Here is an 18,483-nt window from a genome sequence, read left to right as displayed (position 1 = left end):
ATTTCTAAATTAAAGAGACACAAAACCCAACTCCAACTAGCCAGTCCAAAAAGTTTAAACTAAAAATTCGTAAATTAACCTACAAGAAATCATTAATGGGGGGTTAGCCTACAAATGTATAAAAAAAGACCAGCCAAAGCTGATCTTATCTGAGAATTACAAGCGAGCGTTAAGTTCTGCTCCAAGTTCTTCAAATCCTGGTTTACCAAGAAGGGCGAACATGTTTTTCTTGTATGCTTCTACACCTGGTTGGTCGAATGGGTTGATAGCATTCAAGTAACCTGAAAGGGCGATAGCAATTTCAAAGAAGTAAATGATGTAACCCAATGTAAAGGCATCTTGTTCAGGAAGAGTGATGAACATGTTTGGCACATCACCATCTGTGTGAGCAAGAAGAACACCGTCTGTTGCTTTTTTGTTAACAAAGTCAACATCTTTACCTTGGAGGTAACCAAGTCCATCAAGATCTTCTTCCAATTCAGGGATAATCACGTTCTTACGTGGTTTTTCCACACGAACAACTGTCTCAAAGAGGTTACGTGTACCTTCTTGGATAAATTGTCCAAGAGAGTGCAAGTCTGTTGAGAAGTTTGCTGATGTTGGGTAGATACCTCTTTGGTCTTTACCTTCAGATTCACCAGCCAATTGTTTCCACCATTCTGAGAAGTATTGAAGTGATGGTTCGTAGTTAGCCAAGATTTCAGTTGTGTAACCTTTACGGTAAAGGATGTTACGAAGTGCAGCGTATTGGTAAGCTTCGTTTTCAGAGATTTTAGATGAAGAATACTCTTTACGTGCAGCGTTAGCACCTTCCATAAGGGCTTTGATATCAGCACCTGAAGCTGCGATTGGCAAGAGACCTACAGCTGTCAATACTGAGAAACGTCCACCGATGTCATCTGGAACAACGAAAGTTTCCCAACCGTTAGCATCTGCTTCAACTTTAACTGCACCTTTTTGGCGGTCAGTTGTTGCGTAGATACGTTTGTTTGCTTCTTCTTGACCGTATTTCTTAACAAGGAGTTCCTTGAAAACACGGAAAGCGATAGCTGGTTCAGTTGTTGTACCTGATTTAGAGATAACGTTAACTGAGAAGTCTTTATCTTCAACATACTCAAGCAAGTCTGCAAGATAAGTTGATGAAATTGAGTTACCAGCGTAAACGATTTGTGGTGCTTTGCGTTCTTCTTTTGTTTGAAGGTTAGCAAAGTGATGATTCAAGAAGTCAATGGCTGCTTTGGCACCAAGGTAAGAACCACCGATACCGATAACAACCAAAACATCGCTTTCTTCTTTGATTTTTTCAGCAGCTTTTAAGATACGATCAAATTCTTCACGATCGTAGTTTTCTGGAAGGTCACGCCATCCAAGGAAGTCTGCCCCTGGGCCAGTTCCTTTGCGAATCATTTCGTCTGCTACTGTTACTTGTGCTTGAAGGTTGTCCACTTCGTGTGGTGCTACAAATTTATCCAAAACTTTTGAATAATCAAATGTAATATGAGCCATTAGTCTCTCCTTATAAAAATTCAATTATAGCTTCTAGTTTACTCTTTTATTTGTCTTTTGACAATGTTTTTTACCCTTATTAGGTCATAATAGGATACAGTTTCTACTTAAATGTTAATTCTGCTTCAAGACCGTAGTGGTCGCTTACCAAAGGTTGATTGTTGCCATCAAAAATCACGCTAAGGCGCTCTACTGTCCAATCTTGGCTAGCAAAGACATAATCGATACGTAAAGGCTCTTCATTGCCCTTCCAGCCATCGATACCTGGTCCAACTGTATAGCTACCAGTTGTTTCTTTAGCTACTTCAAAACTATCTTGAAGATTGAGCGAGCTAGCCAAGATGGCTTGATGTCCTTCGCGACCTGCTGGGTTATTAAAGTCACCTGCTAGGATGAGCGGTTTCCCAATAGCTTTGAAACGTTCCTCAATACGTGCCCACTCTTCTTGGAAACCTTTGTCCCACCATGAAAGGTGAACACTAGCAACAGCAACTTCTCGGCCATCTACAGTAGTTTCAGCAACTGCTACACGGCGTGTATGGTAGTCAGTTGGATCATCAACATCTGAAACCAAGATTTCGCTAGCTGTCAATGGCTGACGTGACAAGACGGCAACCCCCTCATTAAGGTGATCATAACCAATGTGATTATAGGTCCAAGTCCAATGGTATTGAAGCCCTTCTTCAGCTAACTTTTCCACAAGAAGACGGACAAAGTGATCTTGGTGGATTGGTGTTGCTGATGGAAGTGCATGATAGTAAGCATCCGTGTCTACAACAGAAGTCTCTATTTCTTGGTTAACTTCCTGGAAGCAAATAATATCATACTGAGCCTTTAGGATCTGTTCCTTTAAGGTTTGGAATTTTCCTTCTGCATCTTCTTCCATCCAACTGTGAGTATTTAAAGTTAGAAATTTCATAAGTTTATCCCTCTTCTGACTTGCATCTAGAAATGACATAGGGTCATTTACAAACAAAACAGCCCAAGGGCTGTCTGCTTGTTTATCGTTTAGCAAATTAAAGTTCTACTTTTGCAACTGGAGCGTTAGCAGCCAATTTACCTGTATGTTCTACTTTAACTGATTTGATTGCATCTGCATTTGTAAAGACAACAACTGTAGATGTTTCACGACCTGCTTCACGGATAGCATCAAGGTTTGCTTCAACCAAGAGGTCACCTGCAGCAACTGTTTGACCTTCAGTAACTTTAACGTCGAATGGTTTACCTTCAAGACTAACAGTGTCAAGTCCGATGTGAACCAAAACTTCAAGACCATTATCTGTTACCAAACCAAGAGCGTGTTTAGTTGGGAAGATGCTTGTCACTTTACCAGCTACTGGTGAAACGATTTTACCGTTTTCTGGTTCTACAGCGAAGCCATCACCCATCATTTTTTGTGAGAATACTGGGTCTTTAACATCTTCGATGTTGATAACTTGACCATCAGCAACTGAATGCACTTCATCAGTCACACCTTTGAAGTTAGCTTCTGCTTTTTGAACAGCAGTCATTTGACTTGGAAGTGTTTCAGGAATAACTTCACCTGAATCAAGAACGTCTTGGATATCAGATTTCAATACGTCTGCTTTAGGACCATAGATAGCTTGAACCCCTTGTCCTTTCATGACAAGACCCATAGCTCCTTCAGCTTTCCATTGTTCTTCAGTTCCGACTTTATCAGCTTCTTTAACAGTAACGCGGAGACGAGTCATACATGCGTCAACGTCGACGATGTTAGCACGTCCACCAAGAAGGTTGATGATGTTGATAACTTGTGAGCTTGCTGAGCTTGTTCCAGCACTTGCTGCTGCACCATCTCCTGCAGGGGCATCATCACCTTGCTCGTAGTTACCGTTACGTCCTGGTGTAGCGTAGTCAAATTTCTTAATCATGAAGTTTGCGATGAAGAACATGATAACACCAAAGAGTACAGTTACCCAAATGAAGTTAACGATATCCATCGCCAAACCAGCGTTAATAGCAAGTGGTGTACGTGTCAAGAACTCGATAGAACCGAATGAGTGAACACGAAGGTTAACGATATCAGCCATGGCAAAGGCACATCCTTGTACCAAAGCATAAACGATGTAAAGTGGAGTAGCCACGAACATGAACATGTACTCGATTGGCTCTGTTACCCCTGTCAAGAATGTTGCAAGTGCAGTTGCAGTCAACATCCCTTTGTATTGATGTTTTTTATCATCATCGACGTTACGGTAGATGGCTACTACGATACCCATCAAGATACCGAATGAACCGATCATTTGACCAACTTTAAAGCGGGCTGGTGTAACAGATTCAAGAAGGTGTTTGTATTGTTCTGGGTGTCCACCTTTAAGGTTTGCAAGGTCAGTAACCCAAGCAAGCCAGAGTGGGTCTTGACCCAATACTTCAGTACCTTTAGCGGCACCAGTCAATACGTGGTAAGTACCACCCAATTGAGTGTAGTTAATTGGGATAGTCAACATGTGGTGGAGACCAAATGGCAAGAGAAGACGTTCCAAAGTACCGAACAAGAACGGTGCCAAGATTGGAGCAGTTTCTTTTGAGTTGGCAATCCACATACCGAAGCCGTTGATTCCTGATTGGATAACTGGCCATACGATAGCAAGGACGATAGCTGCGATAGCTGAACGAAGAATAACTACGAATGGTACGAAGCGTTTACCATTGAAGAATGACAAAGCTTCTGGCAATTTACGGAAGTTATAGTATTTGTTGAAGGCAGTAGCTCCGATGAAACCAGAGATGATACCTACGAACACACCCATGTTGAGGGCTGGAGCTTCCATAACACTGATGAAGTAATCAGATACCTTGATTGATTGACCAAAAATGGTGTGGACTGTAGCAGCCTTATCAGCAAGAATATCTGAAGTAACACCAAAGATTGAACCAGTCAAACGGTTAATCAAGATAAAGGCAAGACCTGCCGCAAAGGCACCGCCTGCACGTTCCTTAGCCCAGCTACCACCAATGGCAAGGGCGAACAAGATGTGAAGGTTACCAATAACCCCCCAACCAATCTGCTCAAGAAATCCACCAGTAATAACGAGTGGTGCCACGTTTGGATTAATCATGGCAACTGTTTTACCGAGTGAGATCATGAGACCTGCTGCTGGCATAACTGCGATAACAACCATGAGGGCTTTACCGAATTTTTGCCAGAACTCAAAGCCAAATTTTTCTTTTAGCTTATTCATTTCATTTCCTCCTACGTTTCGATGCAAACGCTTGCATAACTTATGTATTTATTATAGCATCTTTTTATGATTTGTAAAGCGTTTTCGTAAACTTTTTTTGAATTTTTTTACAAATTTAAAAACCCCCAGAAAAACAGGGGTTACTTGATTATTTTTAAGCCATCAGAACCATCAAAATTGGGATAACAACCATGGTTGCAAGGGTAGTCTCAGTAACCATAACAGCTGCGTAATCACTATCAGCTCCATAGAGTTTGGCAACTACTGGAGCATTGGTCATGACAGGCATGGCAGACTGGATGATAAAAACTTGTTTCATCAAAGTTGGGAGAGGTGCCCAGTAAACAATGACAGCCATCAAAAGAGGGGCAACTACAAAGCGTCCCAACAAAATCAATACCTGGTCCTTTTTAAGAACCAACTGCTTGACACCTGCATTGGATACTGACAAACCGATGAAAATCATAGATAAAGGAGTCGTCAAACTACCCAAATACTGCAAGTCACTGGCTAAAAAAGTTGGTAATTTAATATGAAGGATAACAATAATAAGACCTAACATGAAGCCCATTAGAGGGGGTGAGAAGATCTTTTTCAGACTTGTTTTTAAATCAAATTCTGCCTCTCCTTCTCCATCCCGCTGAATAAGGTAAGTTCCCAAGGTCCAGAAAAAGGTCGTATTGCACATATAATAGATAAGAACATAGGGAATACTAGCATCGCCAAAGAGGGCTTGATTGATAGGGAGCCCCACAAAAATGGTGTTTGAATTAAAAAACATGGAGATAAAGAGACCACGACGCTCCTTTTTCACTGCAAAAATACTAGCCACCGCTGTCGCAATCCCAAGTAAAATCACCATGGACAGTGCAGGAAAACGCAACTCTGGCAACATCTTGAGCAGGTCTGTCGCTGTGAAACGCTGTGTGATTGTATAGAGCATATAACAAGGCAAGGCAATTTGAGTGACTAGCTTCGCTATAAGACCACGTGACTTGTCGTCAAACCAGCCTTTTTCGCCCATAACGAATCCCACTAAAATCATACCCAAGATGACTAGTATTCCCGATATACTCGTTAAAAAGATTTCCATGTTTTCTCCTTTTTTGTTACTGTTGCAAATAATAGTGGACACCAGAAAAATCTAATCATTTTTCTGCCTAGAAATCTACCATTCTTATTTCAACTTCTCTCAAAAACCACTTTAGTATATCACAAAAAGAGCTTGATTTCTCAAGCACTTTTCTTCTATTATTTATTCTGCTTTTAAGAGAGGTTCAAAGATGGATACCAGACCAAAGAAGGCGATGAAGATAAGGGTAATAGTTGCACTAGCTGGTGTTTCCCAGTAATAGGAAATAAAAATACCAGAGAGCATGCCAACCAAACCAATACCAATAGCCCAAAAAATGACAGATTTAAAGGTTTGACCTATTTTCATACCAATAGCTGCTGGAAGAATCATGATGGTAGAAACTAAAAGTGATCCTGCTGCTGGAATCATCAGAGCAATCGCTATACCTGTCACAATATTGAAGAGAAGCGACATGAGACGTACTGGCAAGCCATCTACATGAGCAGTGTCCTCGTCAAAGGTCAAAAGATACATAGGACGAATAAATAGTAGCGTCAAGACCAGTACAATAGCCGCAATCACAAAGAGGGCATGAACCTGCTCAGAGCTAATCGTGATGATAGAACCAAAAAGATAGCTATCCAGACTCATGCTACTGCTACCCGCCTTGTTACTAAGAATAAGAGCCACTGCCAATCCCATTGACATGAGGATAGCCGTTGAAATCTCCATATAATGCTTGTAACTGACCCTGAGATATTCCAAGACCAAAGCGGCAATAACCACAACCACAAGGGTCATCCAAGTGGTTGATTGTCCCAAGAAAATCCCAACAGCCACCCCAGCTAGGGACACGTGACTCAACGTATCACTCATCAAGCTCTGACGACGAAGAATTAAGAAGAGCCCCAAAATTGGCGAAAAGATACTAATAGCAATCACGGCGAGAATAGCACGTTGCATAAAATCATAGGCTAATAATTCACTAATCATGTTTGTGCTCCTCTCCATCCTTTTCATGGACGTTGAAACAACGCCAAGGCAATTTCTGGTTACGAACCAGATGAATATTACGGTCTGTGTACTCCTTGACTTCCTCTGGGTCGTGGGTAATCATCAAGACAGACTTGCCATGCTTGTGAGCCGAGTGGTGCATGAGTTCATAGAAAGTATTGGCTGTTCCTGCATCCATACCCGTCGTTGGCTCATCCAAGACAAAGATATCTGGATCCGAGGCAAAAATACGAGCAATAACGGCACGTTGCTTTTGCCCACCTGAGAGACGACCAATTTGCTTGTGACGATTTTCCCACATACCTACAGACTCAAGGGCACGTTGAACGTGCTCCAAGTCGTGCTTAGTCAAACGACGGAACCAGCCCTTACGAGGATAACGGCCAGACTTCACAAACTCGTAGACCGTGCTCGGAAAACCTGCATTAAAGCTGGCAATCTGCTGTGGAAGATAGGCCATGCGAAGCTTTTTACCATCTTTATTGGTTTCAGAGATGGTTACAGTTCCCTTCTTAGGCTTGAGAATTCCTAGGGTAGCCTTAATAAGCGTTGACTTGGCAGCTCCATTTTCCCCAGTTAGGGTCACAAACTCCCCAGAATCCAAATGATAGTGAATATTGTCCAGAACAGGCTCCGCATCATACTGGAAGCTCAGTCCTTCAACTGTAATATAGCGCATCTTATTCCTCGATTTTTTCTGCTAATTTTGTCAAGAAACGTCCAATCACCTGACGCTCTTGATTATCAAACTGATCCAATACAGACCGATAAACCCCCAAGGTCTCTTGGTGGTGTTCCTCATGCTCTTGGGCTATGGGTTGAGCTTCTTGTGTCAAGACAAAGTAGGTCACGCGCCCATCATCCTTGTCTTTCTTAGCCTCCAACATGCCCTCTTTGACCAAGGTTTTAACTGCCTTGGTAACAGCAGCTTGGCTGACATTGAGGGTCTTAGCCAACTCAGAATTGGTCTTTCGTCCCTCAGACAAAAGCATGAGAATATGCTCCTGAGTATTGGTCAACTTAACCTGACTACGGCACTGACCAATGAGGAGCTCATGCTGATTTTCAGCCTTAAGCAAAATCTGATTAATCAATTGATTTACTTGTTCTTCTAGTTCTAGCATTGCTTTCTCCATTTACTTAACCAGTTAATTATATCGAAAACACAGAGGTTTTGCAAGGGTGGACCAAAAAAAGATTAGAGATGAGCTATCATCACTATCAAGGAAGAATAAAGGTAAAATAAAAACCTAACCAAGCTGGTTAAGTTTTCATCAGATATAGATTTATCGCAAAGTTGCAAAGATTTCTTCGACCTGAGCCACAGACTCGGCACGTGAGACTTCGCCACGAACCTTAGCTGCTCCCGCTGTTCCACGAAGATAGTGTGGTGCAAGACCACGGAATTCACGGACAGCAATCTTTTCACCTTTAAGGTCTACCAAACGTTTGAGGTGGTCTTCAGCGATGTCCAATTTCTTATCAAATGGAAGCTCTGGCAACTCCTCTCCTGTTTCGAAGAAGTGGTTGATTTGCGTGAAAATGTAAGGATTGTTCATAGCTGCACGACCCACCATAACAGCATCTACACCAAGTTCTTCAATCATGAGTTTAGCATCTTGAACGCTTCGAACATCACCATTTCCGATAAATGGAATCTTGGTGATAGCCTTAGCAACACGGGCTAAAGTCTCGTGATCACAGTGGCCTGTGTACATCTGCTCACGAGTACGGCCGTGCATAGCAAGGGCAGAAACACCTGCAGACTCAGCTGCAAGAGCATTTTCTACAGCCAAATCACTGTCTGACCAACCCGTACGCATCTTTACGGTCAAAGGAATATCAAGTACGGATGTTACTTCCTTGACGATGTGGTAAATCTTGTCTGGATCCTTGAGCCACTTGGCACCCGCTTCATTTTTGACGACCTTATTGACTGGACAGCCCATGTTGATATCAACGATATCAGCCTTAGTATTAGTCTGGATAAAGTCCGCTGCACGCTTCAAGCCCTCAGCATCACCACCGAAAAGCTGGATAGACATTGGATGCTCATTCTCATCGATATGAAGCATGTGAAGGGTTTTCTCATTATTATAGAGGAGACCTTTTTCAGAAATCATCTCCATAACCACAAGACCAGCGCCAAATTCCTTGGCAATGGTACGGAAAGCCGAGTTGGTCACACCTGCCATCGGAGCTAATACTGTACGATGAGGAATCTCCACATTTCCAATCATGAAGGACGAATTAAGTTTAGTCATTGATGAGTTCCTCCAAGTCAGCTTCTGAAAATTCATACTTAGTTTGGCAGAATTGGCAGACGATTTCAGCCCCATGATCCTCGTCTTTCATGGCTTGAAGTTCATCCTTACCAAGCGTCAAGAGGGCATTTTCAAAACGTTCGCGTGAGCAATCACACTCAAAGCTAAGCTCCTCTTCAGACAAACGTTTGAAAGGTTCATCCCCATAAATGGCATTCAAGAGGGCTTCAATATGGTCATCAGACTCCAAAAGCGTTGAAATGGCTGGCATCTCTTGGATGCGTTTTTCGTAACGAGCGATTTCTTCTTCGCTAGCTCCTGGTAAAACCTGAAGCATGAAACCACCAGCAACCTTAACCTTGTCCTCTTCGTCAAGAAGTACATTAAGACCAACAGCAGATGGCGTTTGCTCAGATTCCGTCAAATAGTAGGCAAAGTCTTCACCAATTTCACCAGAAATAAGTGGTGTTGATGACGTGTAAGGATTACCAGTTCCATAATCGATGATAGAAACAAACTGCCCTTGTCCCATGAAAGGACCCACCAAAACTTCACCAGTTGCTGTTTTCTTGATGTCCACACCTGGATTTTGGATGTAGCCCTTAACATGTCCTTTGGTATCAGCTACTGAGATGATATGCCCAAAAGAGCTGTTTCCGATAACCTTAACCGTAATTTTGCTTTCACCTTTTTGGTTAGCAGCCAAGATCTGGTTAGCAATAAGGGTACGCCCCAAAGCAACTGTCGATGATGATAGAGTATTGTGTTTTTCTTGTGCGGTTCTAACAGTTTCTGTGCTATCAAGAACATAAGCACGGAAAGAACCTGATTCTGAAATTGTTTTAATTAATTTATCCATAGTGATTCTATTATAACACAAAAAAGAGGGTGGAAAAATCGTAAACGCTCGGCGTTTCGCTTCCACACTCTCTACCAAATTACCATGAAAATTCGGATAGTTTTTCCCTCAAACTTGCTATTTTTCTATCATCAAAATGGTGTTTTTGCCTTATTACAGGTGGCAAAATCTCCAAATACTCAATATAGACGCTGACAAGGAGATTATAGTCATTAGTTGTCAAACGCTTGAGTTGACTATGAATGAAGGTAGTTGCCTGATCATACTGTTCATGGATCAACAAGTCGTCAATGTAGTCATTGCCATCAATCGTGTGACCTTGCTCGTCCTCCACCTGACCTAAATCAATGTCTAAAGTCTCAAATTTAAAAGCCTTACTGACCACATTAGCTGTTCCTCGAATTTGATTGAGTAGCCAGTCACTGTTATACACTCCCATATTAGTCCCCTCCATTACTTGCTATTCAAATCTATTATATCTTTTTAAACATGAGTTGTAAACGCTTTCTACACTTTGCAATTACTCTGTTCCTAACAGTTATCTATAGCCCATCTCCTGATTTTTCAAGCAAAACAAAAAGGACCATCTGGTCCCTTTAGATTATCAGAGTTTTTACCCAACTGATCCTTCCATTTCATAACTAATCAAGCGGTTAAGCTCAACAGCATATTCCATTGGAAGTTCTTTGGTAAATGGTTCCACAAATCCCATAACAATCATCTCTGTTGCTTCTTGTTCTGAGAGTCCACGGCTCATGAGGTAGTAGAGTTGCTCTTCAGAAATCTTAGAAACTTTAGCTTCGTGTTCAAGGGCAACTTGTGAGTTGTGGATTTCGTTGAATGGGATAGTGTCTGATTTAGATAAGTCATCCATCAAGATGGTGTCACATTCGATGTGAGATACCGATTTCTTAGAATCCTTGTTGAAAGTAACTTGTCCACGGTAGTCAACCTTACCACCATTACGAGCAATTGATTTAGAGACAATAGATGATGATGTATGCGGTGCATTGTGAATCATCTTAGCTCCTGTATCTTGGTGTTGACCCGCATTGGCGAAGGCAATTGAAAGCATGGTACCACGCGCACCTTCTCCATCAAGGTAAACAGATGGGTACTTCATAGTAACTTCGGCACCAAGGTTACCATCAATCCACTCAACAGTCGCATTTTTCTTAGCGGTAGCACGTTTAGTTACCAAGTTGTAAACGCTATCTGACCAGTTTTGGATAGTTGAGTAGCGCATGTAGGCACCATCAAGCGCAAAGATTTCAACGATAGCCGCATGAAGGCTAGCCGTTGTGTATGTTGGCGCTGTACATCCTTCAACATAGTGAACGCTGGCACCTTCATCTACGATGATAAGGGTACGTTCAAACTGAGCAGTCGCTTCGTTATTGATACGGAAGTAGGTTTGAAGCGGAATATCCACCTTGACGCCTTTAGGTACATAAATAAAGGTACCACCTGACCAGAAGGCAGAGTTAAGGGCCGCAAATTTATTGTCTGTTGGCGGAACCAGTTTTGAGAAGTACTTCTTGAAGAGCTCTGGATGCTCTTTAAGAGCTGAGTCCGTATCTGTAAAGATAATACCCAACTTGTCATACTCTTCTTTCATGTTGTGGTAAACCACTTCTGATTCATACTGAGCTGAGGCTCCAGCAAGGTAGGCACGCTCTGCTTCTGGGATACCAATACGTTCAAAAGTTTCCTTGATTTTCTCAGGAACGTCTTCCCAGTCACGAGCAGGTTTGTCTGATGCTTTTTGGAAATATGTCAAGTCATCAAAGTTAATACCAGAAAGGTCTGGTCCCCACTCTTGCATGGCCATTTTGTTAAAGGTTTCCAATGATTTCAAGCGGAATTCAAGCATCCACTCAGGCTCCCCTTTTTCAGCAGACATGGCACGGACCACGTCTTCACTGATTCCTTTTCCTGTTGAAAAGACTGGTGTCACATCGTCATGGAAACCGTATTTATATTCCCCCAAATCAATGGGTTTTGGTTCTACTTTTTCATTTGTTTCAGTCATAGTATTTTCCTTTATTAAAGGTTTGATTCGTTTTCCTTTTTGCTTGGGCAAGGAGGCTAACTGCTCCCTTGACTTCCTAAAGCTCGCTTCTCTCTATGGCTTTTTTGAGCGCATTCCAAGAGAGTGTTGCACATTTGATACGTTGTGGGAATTTAGAAACCCCCGCCAAAAGCTTGGCTTCGCCTAGCTTATCTTCATCTTTATGATCTCCTTGAATCATAAGAGAGAAAATCTCCGCTAGTTCCAAAGCCTCTGCCTTGGTTTTTCCAATAACTGCATCCGTCATCATACTTGATGAAGCTGTAGAAATGGTACAACCATCACCAGCAAAGGCAATGTCTTCAATCACGTCACCATCAAATTTAACTGACAGATTGATAACATCTCCACAAGTCGGATTATTCAGTTGAAGTTGCTCCACATCAGGTAGGACACCATGATGGTGAGGGCTCTTAGAGTGATCGGCCACAACAGCCATATATAAACTATCTAGTCTAGAGAGTGCCATTGAAAAACTCCTTCGTCGCAAGAATTGCCTCTACAAGTTTGTCGCAATCCTCTTTAGTATTATAAATATAGAAGCTAGCTCGGGCAGCTGATGAGATTCCTAAATGATTAATTAAAGGCTGAGCACAGTGGTGACCCGCACGCACTGCCACTCCTTCATAGTCAAGAGCGGTCGCCACATCATGAGGGTGAAGCCCATCAATATTAAAGGCAATAACACCTGCATGCTGGCTAGAATCCTCTGGACCGTAGACTGTCAGACCATCAATCGCCTGAAGCTTAGGCAAAACATAGTCTACCAATTCTTGCTCGTAAGCATGAATATTTTCCATACCTAAAGCAGAGAGGTAGTCCACAGCAGCACCAAGAGCAATAGCCCCCGCAATGTTAGGTGTACCAGCCTCAAATTTCCAAGGCAATTCCTTCCAAGTGGCCTCCTGTTCGTAAACGAAATCAATCATCTCACCACCGAATTCAATCGGATTCATCTGGTTGAGAATCTCTTCCTTGCCATAAAGAACCCCAATCCCTGTTGGACCTAACATCTTATGTCCAGAAAGGGTGAAGAAATCACAATCCAAATCCTGAACATCAATGGCCATGTGGGGCGCCGATTGGGCACCATCCACCACCATATAGGCACCAACTTGGTGGGCAAGCTTGGCAATTTCTTTGACAGGATTGATGCAGCCTAAAACGTTAGAGACCTGAGCTAGACTGACAAATTTTGTCTTTTCGGTAATCTTGTTGCCCAAATCTTCCATATCCAATTGGCCATCTTTCAAGTAGGCATAAACAAGTTTAGCCCCCGTCTTCTTACAAGCTTCCTGCCAAGGAATGATATTCGAGTGGTGTTCCATAATTGAAATAACCACCTCATCTCCTGGCTCAAGAACCTGCTCTGCAAAACGACCAACCCAGTTAAGACCAGTTGTCGTTCCACGTGTAAAGAGGACCTCTTTGGTTGATTTAGCATTGATAAACTGACGAAGCTTTTCACGACTAGCTTCGTAAGCAGCTGTTGCACGCTCAGCCAAAGTGTGCACACCACGGTGAACATTGGCATTGTCCTCATGATAGTAGGCCATGAGAGTGTCCAAAACTACTTGAGGCTTCTGGGTCGTTGCTGCATTATCCAAGTATACCAAAGGTTCATCATTAACTACCTGATCTAAAATGGCAAAATCTTGTCGAATCTTATAGGCATCTAAAGCTGACATCTTATCTCCCTATCTAGATATATCATAGGTTAGACTATCTGTGTCGATAGTTCCTAACGTTTGTTTAGTTTTGTATCGGTTACAGAAATCATTTCATCGCGTACTTCTTTAACTGGAATTTCGGTAATAACTGCTCCCAAGAAACCGCGAATAACCAAACGTTCTGCAGTGTCTTGATCAAGTCCACGACTCATGAGGTAATACATATCCTCTGGATCCACCTGACCGATTGAAGCAGCATGCCCTGCTGTAACTTCGTTTTCGTCAATCAAGAGGATTGGGTTGGCGTCTGAACGTGCCTTGTCTGAAAGCATAAGCACACGGCTTTCTTGTTGTGCATCAGCACCTTTAGCACCTTTGACAATGTGACCAATACCATTGAATGTCAAAGTACCACGTTCCAAGATAACACCATGTTGTAGGATATGTCCCACAGAGTTGTTACCGTAGTTAGTCACACGAGTATCAATTCCTTGAACCTGACGCCCTGATGAAAGACCGATAACTTTTAGGTTGGCATGACTTCCATTGCCAATCAAGTCACTATCAAAGTCAGCAATAACATTGCCCTCGTTCATGATCCCGAGAGCCCAGTCAATGCTGGCATCACGACCGATACGACCACGACGACTAATATAAGTTGTGACGTTTTCACCCAAACGGTCAATAGCCGCAAACTTGACTTGTGCACCGTCTTGAGCAATAACTTCCACAGAAATGTTGGCACTAGCTTTTTCAGTCGCTTCACCTAGCGTTTCAAAACGCTCAAGGTAAGTCAATTTACTGTTTTTACCAGCCACGATCAAAACGTGTTTGTTAAATGGAACATTTGAAGTTCCATCTTGGTAAAAATAGCTTTCAACTGGCAAGTCAATTTCAACATTATCTGGTACATAAAGGACTGCTGCACTATTAAAATAAGCATAGTTATAAGCTGCCAATTTGTCCTCATCATAGGCTACAGCCTTACCAAAGAAGGCTTCAACGACTTCTGGGATTTCCTCAAGAGCAGTTGTAAGGTCTGTGAAGACCACACCTTGACTAATCAAGTCAGCTGGCAATTGTTCAAGTACAGTATTTGTTCCTACTTGGACCAATTTAGGGTTGTTTCCAAGCGCTGTAAAATCAGGCACATTTGCTGATGGTTCATTTTCAGTAATCGTTCCATCACCGAGATTCCAACGGTGGAATTTTACACGCTCAATTCTTGGAAGTTCCAAGCTTTCAAGCTTATCAAAGGCTGCTTGGCGAAGATCTTGCAACCAAAGTGGCTCTGCTTTTGCTTGTGAAAAAGCGATAATAGATTCTTTTGACATAGGTTACTCCTTTTCTAGTTATTTCGAGTAACAGACTTACGCTTCTTCGTGGTACTCGTAACCGAGCTCTTCAGCGATTTTCGCATAACCTTCTTGCTCAAGACGAGCAGCCAATTCAGGACCGCCTGAAAGAACCACTTTACCTTCCATCATTACATGTACGACATCTGGAGTGATGTAGTTCAAGAGACGTTGGTAGTGAGTGATAATCATAGCACCGAAGCCTTCGCCACGCATAGCGTTAACCCCTTTTGAAACCACTTTAAGGGCATCGATATCAAGACCTGAGTCAATCTCATCGAGAAGAGCAAACTTAGGTTCCAACATAAGCAATTGAAGGATTTCGTTACGCTTTTTCTCACCACCTGAGAAACCTTCATTAAGGTAACGCTCAGCCATTTCTTCACGCATACCAAGCAATTCCATCTTTTCATCCAATTTAGTGATGAAATCAAGAACAGAAATCTTTTCGTCATCTTCTTTACCAGCGTTCATAGCCGCACGGATGAACTCAGCGTTTGTGATTCCTGGGATTTCAGCTGGGTATTGCATAGCAAGGAAAAGACCTAGGCGTGCACGTTCGTCAACTTCCAAATCAAGGATGCTTTCGCCATCAAAAAGGATGTCCCCTTCTGTGATTTCATAGTTTGGGTTACCCATGATAGCAGCTGAAAGGGTAGATTTACCAGTTCCGTTAGGCCCCATGATAGCAGCAATCTCACCAGTTTTAAGAGTCAAATTAAGACCCTTCAAGATTTCTTTATCTTCAACAGAAACATGAAGATTTTTGATTTCAAGTACAGACATTGTATACTCCTTTTTTCATATATACAGCGAGCACTTGCTCGCTAATTTGCATTATTTTTTTGAAAATAGTCTTGCTATTTTCTGGAAAATAAAAAGAGAACTTCCATTTTCCTTAATTAGAATCATTATAACAAAAAAGCCATTACTTGGCTTTTCAAATGTTTAATTTTTTCGCCCTTGCTTCCATTTTAACATGGTTGCTTGGCGATAATCACTATTCCCGATAAATTTCAGGAAGTTGAAGAGAGGTGTTCGACCAACGCCCCAAATCTCAAGCCCTTCAATCAGAATTTCCATTCCCAAAAGTAAACTCAAGAGCAAGAGAATACCACCGAAACGGCTGGAAACGTTTAACAGGAGGGCAATCAATGAAAAGAGGATAGCGATGGCATAAACCACCAGAACCGCCCCTCGATGAGTGAAGCCCATGGCTAGAAGGCGATGATGCAAGTGCATCTTGTCAGCCTCCATGGCTGGACGCCCTGACAATTTCCGGCGGACAATGGCTACCACTGTGTCAACAATAGGCACTCCAAGGATAATAACAGGTGACAAAATAGCCACTGCAGTTGCATTTTTCAATCCTTGCAATGACAAGACACCAATCATAAAGCCAATAAAAAGCGCCCCCGTATCACCTAGATAGATAATCGCTGGATGATAATTGTAAGGGAAGAAGCCCATAATGGCAGCGACCAAGACAAAGATGGTCATGGTCAAGAAAATATCAGTATCATAGAGGAAGAAATAAGAAATCACCCCCATAGTCATAAGGGAAATGATAGAAACTCCTCCAACCAAGCCGTCCAATCCATCAATCAGATTAATGGCATTGGTGATGGCCGCAATCCATAACACCGTTAAAATCAAGGTCAATACTGGCCCAAAATGAATCATGGGACCACCAAATGGAATCTTAAAGCTATCAAATCGGAAGTCTGTAAAAGCCCAAACGATAACAGCTCCAATAACAATACCAAGCATCTTAGGTAGAGGCTTTAATTCCAAGATATCATCAATGAAGCCCGTCAGAGCCACGACAGATCCACCCACAACAACCGGTAAGATATACCTGATGTAGGAAACATGCCAGATATCCTTATGGATAATCATAGGCATAAAGACCAAGGTCGCTAGTACAAAGGCCAACAAAATAGCTAAACCACCAGCACTAGGCATTGGCTTTTTATTGATACGTCTTGCATTGGGATTGTCAACAGCTCCGACACGTAAGGCCAAAGAGCGTACCAAAGGGGTCGTCACGATGGCTATCAAAAAGGTCCCAATCAAAACGAATATATAATTAATGGTCCAAGGCATGTCTTAGCTCCATTTCGTTGCTTGTAGTACCGGTAAGGCGTCCTCTTCCATCAAGATTGTTGCATGCTCTTGTAGGTAGGCACGTGTTCGGTCTGCCACATTCGCATATTCAAGAAAACGCGCATACATATTGTTCGCGTAATAATCAGGCTCATCAGCCAAGTAAAGAAGGACTGTCATATAGTAGACATCCCCAAGTTTATAAAGCTCAGAACCTTCAACAGGCACATCCTTCAAACCTTGCGTAAAAGTCACCACTTGATCAAAGTCAGAGAAGGCCAAGACATAGTGGGTATAGTCTTCACGAATATTTTCTTCAGCCACTTCCTTGGTAGGCTCTGTCATAGCCTTATCAACCTCTTCCAAGGTCTTTTCAAGCTCTTCGAGCTTATGGTGTGCTTCGATGTCACCCTTGTCCATAAAGTTACCCTCAAGAGCCTTGAGGAACTCTTCTGGAGAAAGCCCTGAGTAGTCATCCATATCTGACAAATCGTTGAAATCAAAGTCTTCCTTAAGATCTGATTTAGTCACAAAGACATCCACACGATCCTTGCGTGGCGTGACACGGAAGCTCAGCATCCCACTATTTTTAAAGTTATCAGGCAAGTCCAACTCATCCATGACAGTATAGAAAAATTCCTCTGTTTTTTCCTGGGGAATCAAGAAATCCTTCAATTCCATACCATGTTCTTCAAGATCTTCCATGGTAATCATGATTTTTAGAGTTGTCTCGCTTATTTGTTTCATTTCCATATGTAAAAAACCTCGCACGAGTAGTTATTTCATTATACTAGAAAAGCCAAGAGATAGCAATTTCTGAGCAAGTTTGCGTCTTATTTAGGATAGGGTTTCTAAAAACTTCTCAATGCTAACAAAACCTTGTATTTTCCCATTAATACCTGTCATCTCCCCCAGAAAGTTGTATAATAAAAGTGAACCTATACGTGGAGGTGATGACCATGACTGCCTACAAAAAAGGGTGGCTACGAGCTAGCATTGCTGGGGGAATAACGAGTTTATTGACGCTCCTTCTCTACTTGTCGGGGCAACCTCATCAAGTAAACAAATCTACCTTTCTTACCGGGCTAATTGTCGCCATCATACTAGCAACTGCTCCCATTTACGACGATAACCGTTTATCGCTCAAACAGCAATCACTGCTCCACTTCTCTATCATGTGTGTTACCATCCTTCCAATCCTCTGTTTGTCCGGATGGTATCCCTTGCATAATGTCGTGGACTTCTTGAAAATCCTAGCTAGCTTCTTAACTTGTGGACTGGTCCTATGGTTGCTGGCTTATCTCATCTTTGGAAAACTTATCCACAAATGATTTCAAAACCAGATAAAAAGGACTCCAAT

At 42.2% G+C, this 18,483-nt stretch carries 18 protein-coding genes; 1 reads left to right on the top strand and 17 read right to left on the bottom strand.

Annotation, left to right across the window (positions count from 1 at the left end):
- Positions 1-156: 156 nt before the first annotated feature.
- From HMPREF2607_RS01535 to mecA, 17 genes are all read right to left on the bottom strand, one after another.
- The gene (locus HMPREF2607_RS01535; RefSeq protein ID WP_002883580.1) at positions 157-1,506 is read right to left on the bottom strand and encodes a glucose-6-phosphate isomerase; all 1,350 of its coding nucleotides are present in this window, start codon (positions 1,504-1,506) and stop codon (positions 157-159) included.
- Between the two features lie 103 nt (positions 1,507-1,609).
- Entirely contained in the window at positions 1,610-2,425 is an 816-nt protein-coding gene (locus HMPREF2607_RS01530; protein ID WP_070475519.1) for an endonuclease/exonuclease/phosphatase family protein, read from the bottom strand.
- Between the two features lie 97 nt (positions 2,426-2,522).
- The gene (locus tag HMPREF2607_RS01525; protein ID WP_070475484.1) at positions 2,523-4,709 is read right to left on the bottom strand and encodes a PTS transporter subunit IIBC; all 2,187 of its coding nucleotides are present in this window, start codon (positions 4,707-4,709) and stop codon (positions 2,523-2,525) included.
- A gap of 154 nt (positions 4,710-4,863) precedes the next feature.
- Positions 4,864-5,802: an AEC family transporter gene (locus HMPREF2607_RS01520; protein ID WP_070475482.1), complete on the bottom strand. Its 939-nt coding sequence runs from the start codon at positions 5,800-5,802 to the stop codon at positions 4,864-4,866.
- A gap of 162 nt (positions 5,803-5,964) precedes the next feature.
- Positions 5,965-6,777: a metal ABC transporter permease gene (locus HMPREF2607_RS01515; RefSeq protein ID WP_037600154.1), complete on the bottom strand. Its 813-nt coding sequence runs from the start codon at positions 6,775-6,777 to the stop codon at positions 5,965-5,967.
- A complete protein-coding gene (locus tag HMPREF2607_RS01510; RefSeq protein WP_013989981.1) occupies positions 6,770-7,477 on the bottom strand; it encodes a metal ABC transporter ATP-binding protein in 708 nt (235 codons plus the stop codon). Before HMPREF2607_RS01510 ends, HMPREF2607_RS01515 begins: the two co-directional genes overlap by 8 nt.
- 1 nt (position 7,478) lies before the next feature.
- Complete coding sequence (locus HMPREF2607_RS01505) at positions 7,479-7,922, bottom strand: zinc-dependent MarR family transcriptional regulator (RefSeq protein WP_013989980.1); 444 nt, start codon at positions 7,920-7,922, stop codon at positions 7,479-7,481.
- A 162-nt stretch (positions 7,923-8,084) separates the two neighbouring features.
- Positions 8,085-9,062, bottom strand: coding sequence for a tRNA dihydrouridine synthase DusB (gene dusB, locus HMPREF2607_RS01500; protein ID WP_002883588.1), 978 nt, complete (start codon positions 9,060-9,062; stop codon positions 8,085-8,087).
- Positions 9,055-9,921 carry an Hsp33 family molecular chaperone HslO gene (hslO, locus tag HMPREF2607_RS01495; RefSeq protein ID WP_002883609.1) on the bottom strand — a complete coding sequence of 289 codons (867 nt, stop codon included), beginning with the start codon at positions 9,919-9,921 and terminating at the stop codon, positions 9,055-9,057. The genes dusB and hslO overlap by 8 nt, the downstream gene beginning before the upstream one ends.
- A gap of 79 nt (positions 9,922-10,000) precedes the next feature.
- Positions 10,001-10,360 (bottom strand): hypothetical protein, encoded by a 360-nt coding sequence (locus tag HMPREF2607_RS01490; protein ID WP_070475480.1) that lies wholly within the window; start codon positions 10,358-10,360, stop codon positions 10,001-10,003.
- Positions 10,361-10,534: 174 nt separating this feature from the next.
- The gene (sufB, locus tag HMPREF2607_RS01485; RefSeq protein ID WP_002883666.1) at positions 10,535-11,953 is read right to left on the bottom strand and encodes a Fe-S cluster assembly protein SufB; all 1,419 of its coding nucleotides are present in this window, start codon (positions 11,951-11,953) and stop codon (positions 10,535-10,537) included.
- Positions 11,954-12,029: 76 nt separating this feature from the next.
- A complete protein-coding gene (gene sufU, locus HMPREF2607_RS01480; protein WP_002883658.1) occupies positions 12,030-12,461 on the bottom strand; it encodes a Fe-S cluster assembly sulfur transfer protein SufU in 432 nt (143 codons plus the stop codon).
- Positions 12,448-13,680: a cysteine desulfurase gene (locus HMPREF2607_RS01475; protein ID WP_021143487.1), complete on the bottom strand. Its 1,233-nt coding sequence runs from the start codon at positions 13,678-13,680 to the stop codon at positions 12,448-12,450. The genes sufU and HMPREF2607_RS01475 overlap by 14 nt, the downstream gene beginning before the upstream one ends.
- 53 nt (positions 13,681-13,733) lie before the next feature.
- Positions 13,734-14,996: a Fe-S cluster assembly protein SufD gene (sufD, locus tag HMPREF2607_RS01470; protein ID WP_070475478.1), complete on the bottom strand. Its 1,263-nt coding sequence runs from the start codon at positions 14,994-14,996 to the stop codon at positions 13,734-13,736.
- Positions 14,997-15,032: 36 nt separating this feature from the next.
- Complete coding sequence (gene sufC, locus HMPREF2607_RS01465) at positions 15,033-15,803, bottom strand: Fe-S cluster assembly ATPase SufC (protein ID WP_002883600.1); 771 nt, start codon at positions 15,801-15,803, stop codon at positions 15,033-15,035.
- 162 nt (positions 15,804-15,965) lie between these two features.
- Entirely contained in the window at positions 15,966-17,123 is a 1,158-nt protein-coding gene (locus HMPREF2607_RS01460; protein ID WP_048673974.1) for a glycosyltransferase family 4 protein, read from the bottom strand.
- Between the two features lie 3 nt (positions 17,124-17,126).
- Entirely contained in the window at positions 17,127-17,876 is a 750-nt protein-coding gene (mecA, locus tag HMPREF2607_RS01455; protein WP_070475476.1) for an adaptor protein MecA, read from the bottom strand.
- A 206-nt stretch (positions 17,877-18,082) separates the two neighbouring features.
- Here mecA and HMPREF2607_RS01450 point away from each other — a divergent pair, with 206 nt between their 5' ends.
- Positions 18,083-18,454 carry a DUF3021 family protein gene (locus HMPREF2607_RS01450; protein ID WP_037620112.1) on the top strand — a complete coding sequence of 124 codons (372 nt, stop codon included), beginning with the start codon at positions 18,083-18,085 and terminating at the stop codon, positions 18,452-18,454.
- Positions 18,455-18,483: the final 29 nt, after the last annotated feature.

The organism is Streptococcus sp. HMSC078H03 (genome assembly GCF_001808655.1).
Lineage (GTDB): Bacteria > Bacillota > Bacilli > Lactobacillales > Streptococcaceae > Streptococcus > Streptococcus salivarius_G.
Note: the sequence above shows the minus strand (reverse complement) of the source record. Positions and strands in the feature narration are given on the sequence as shown.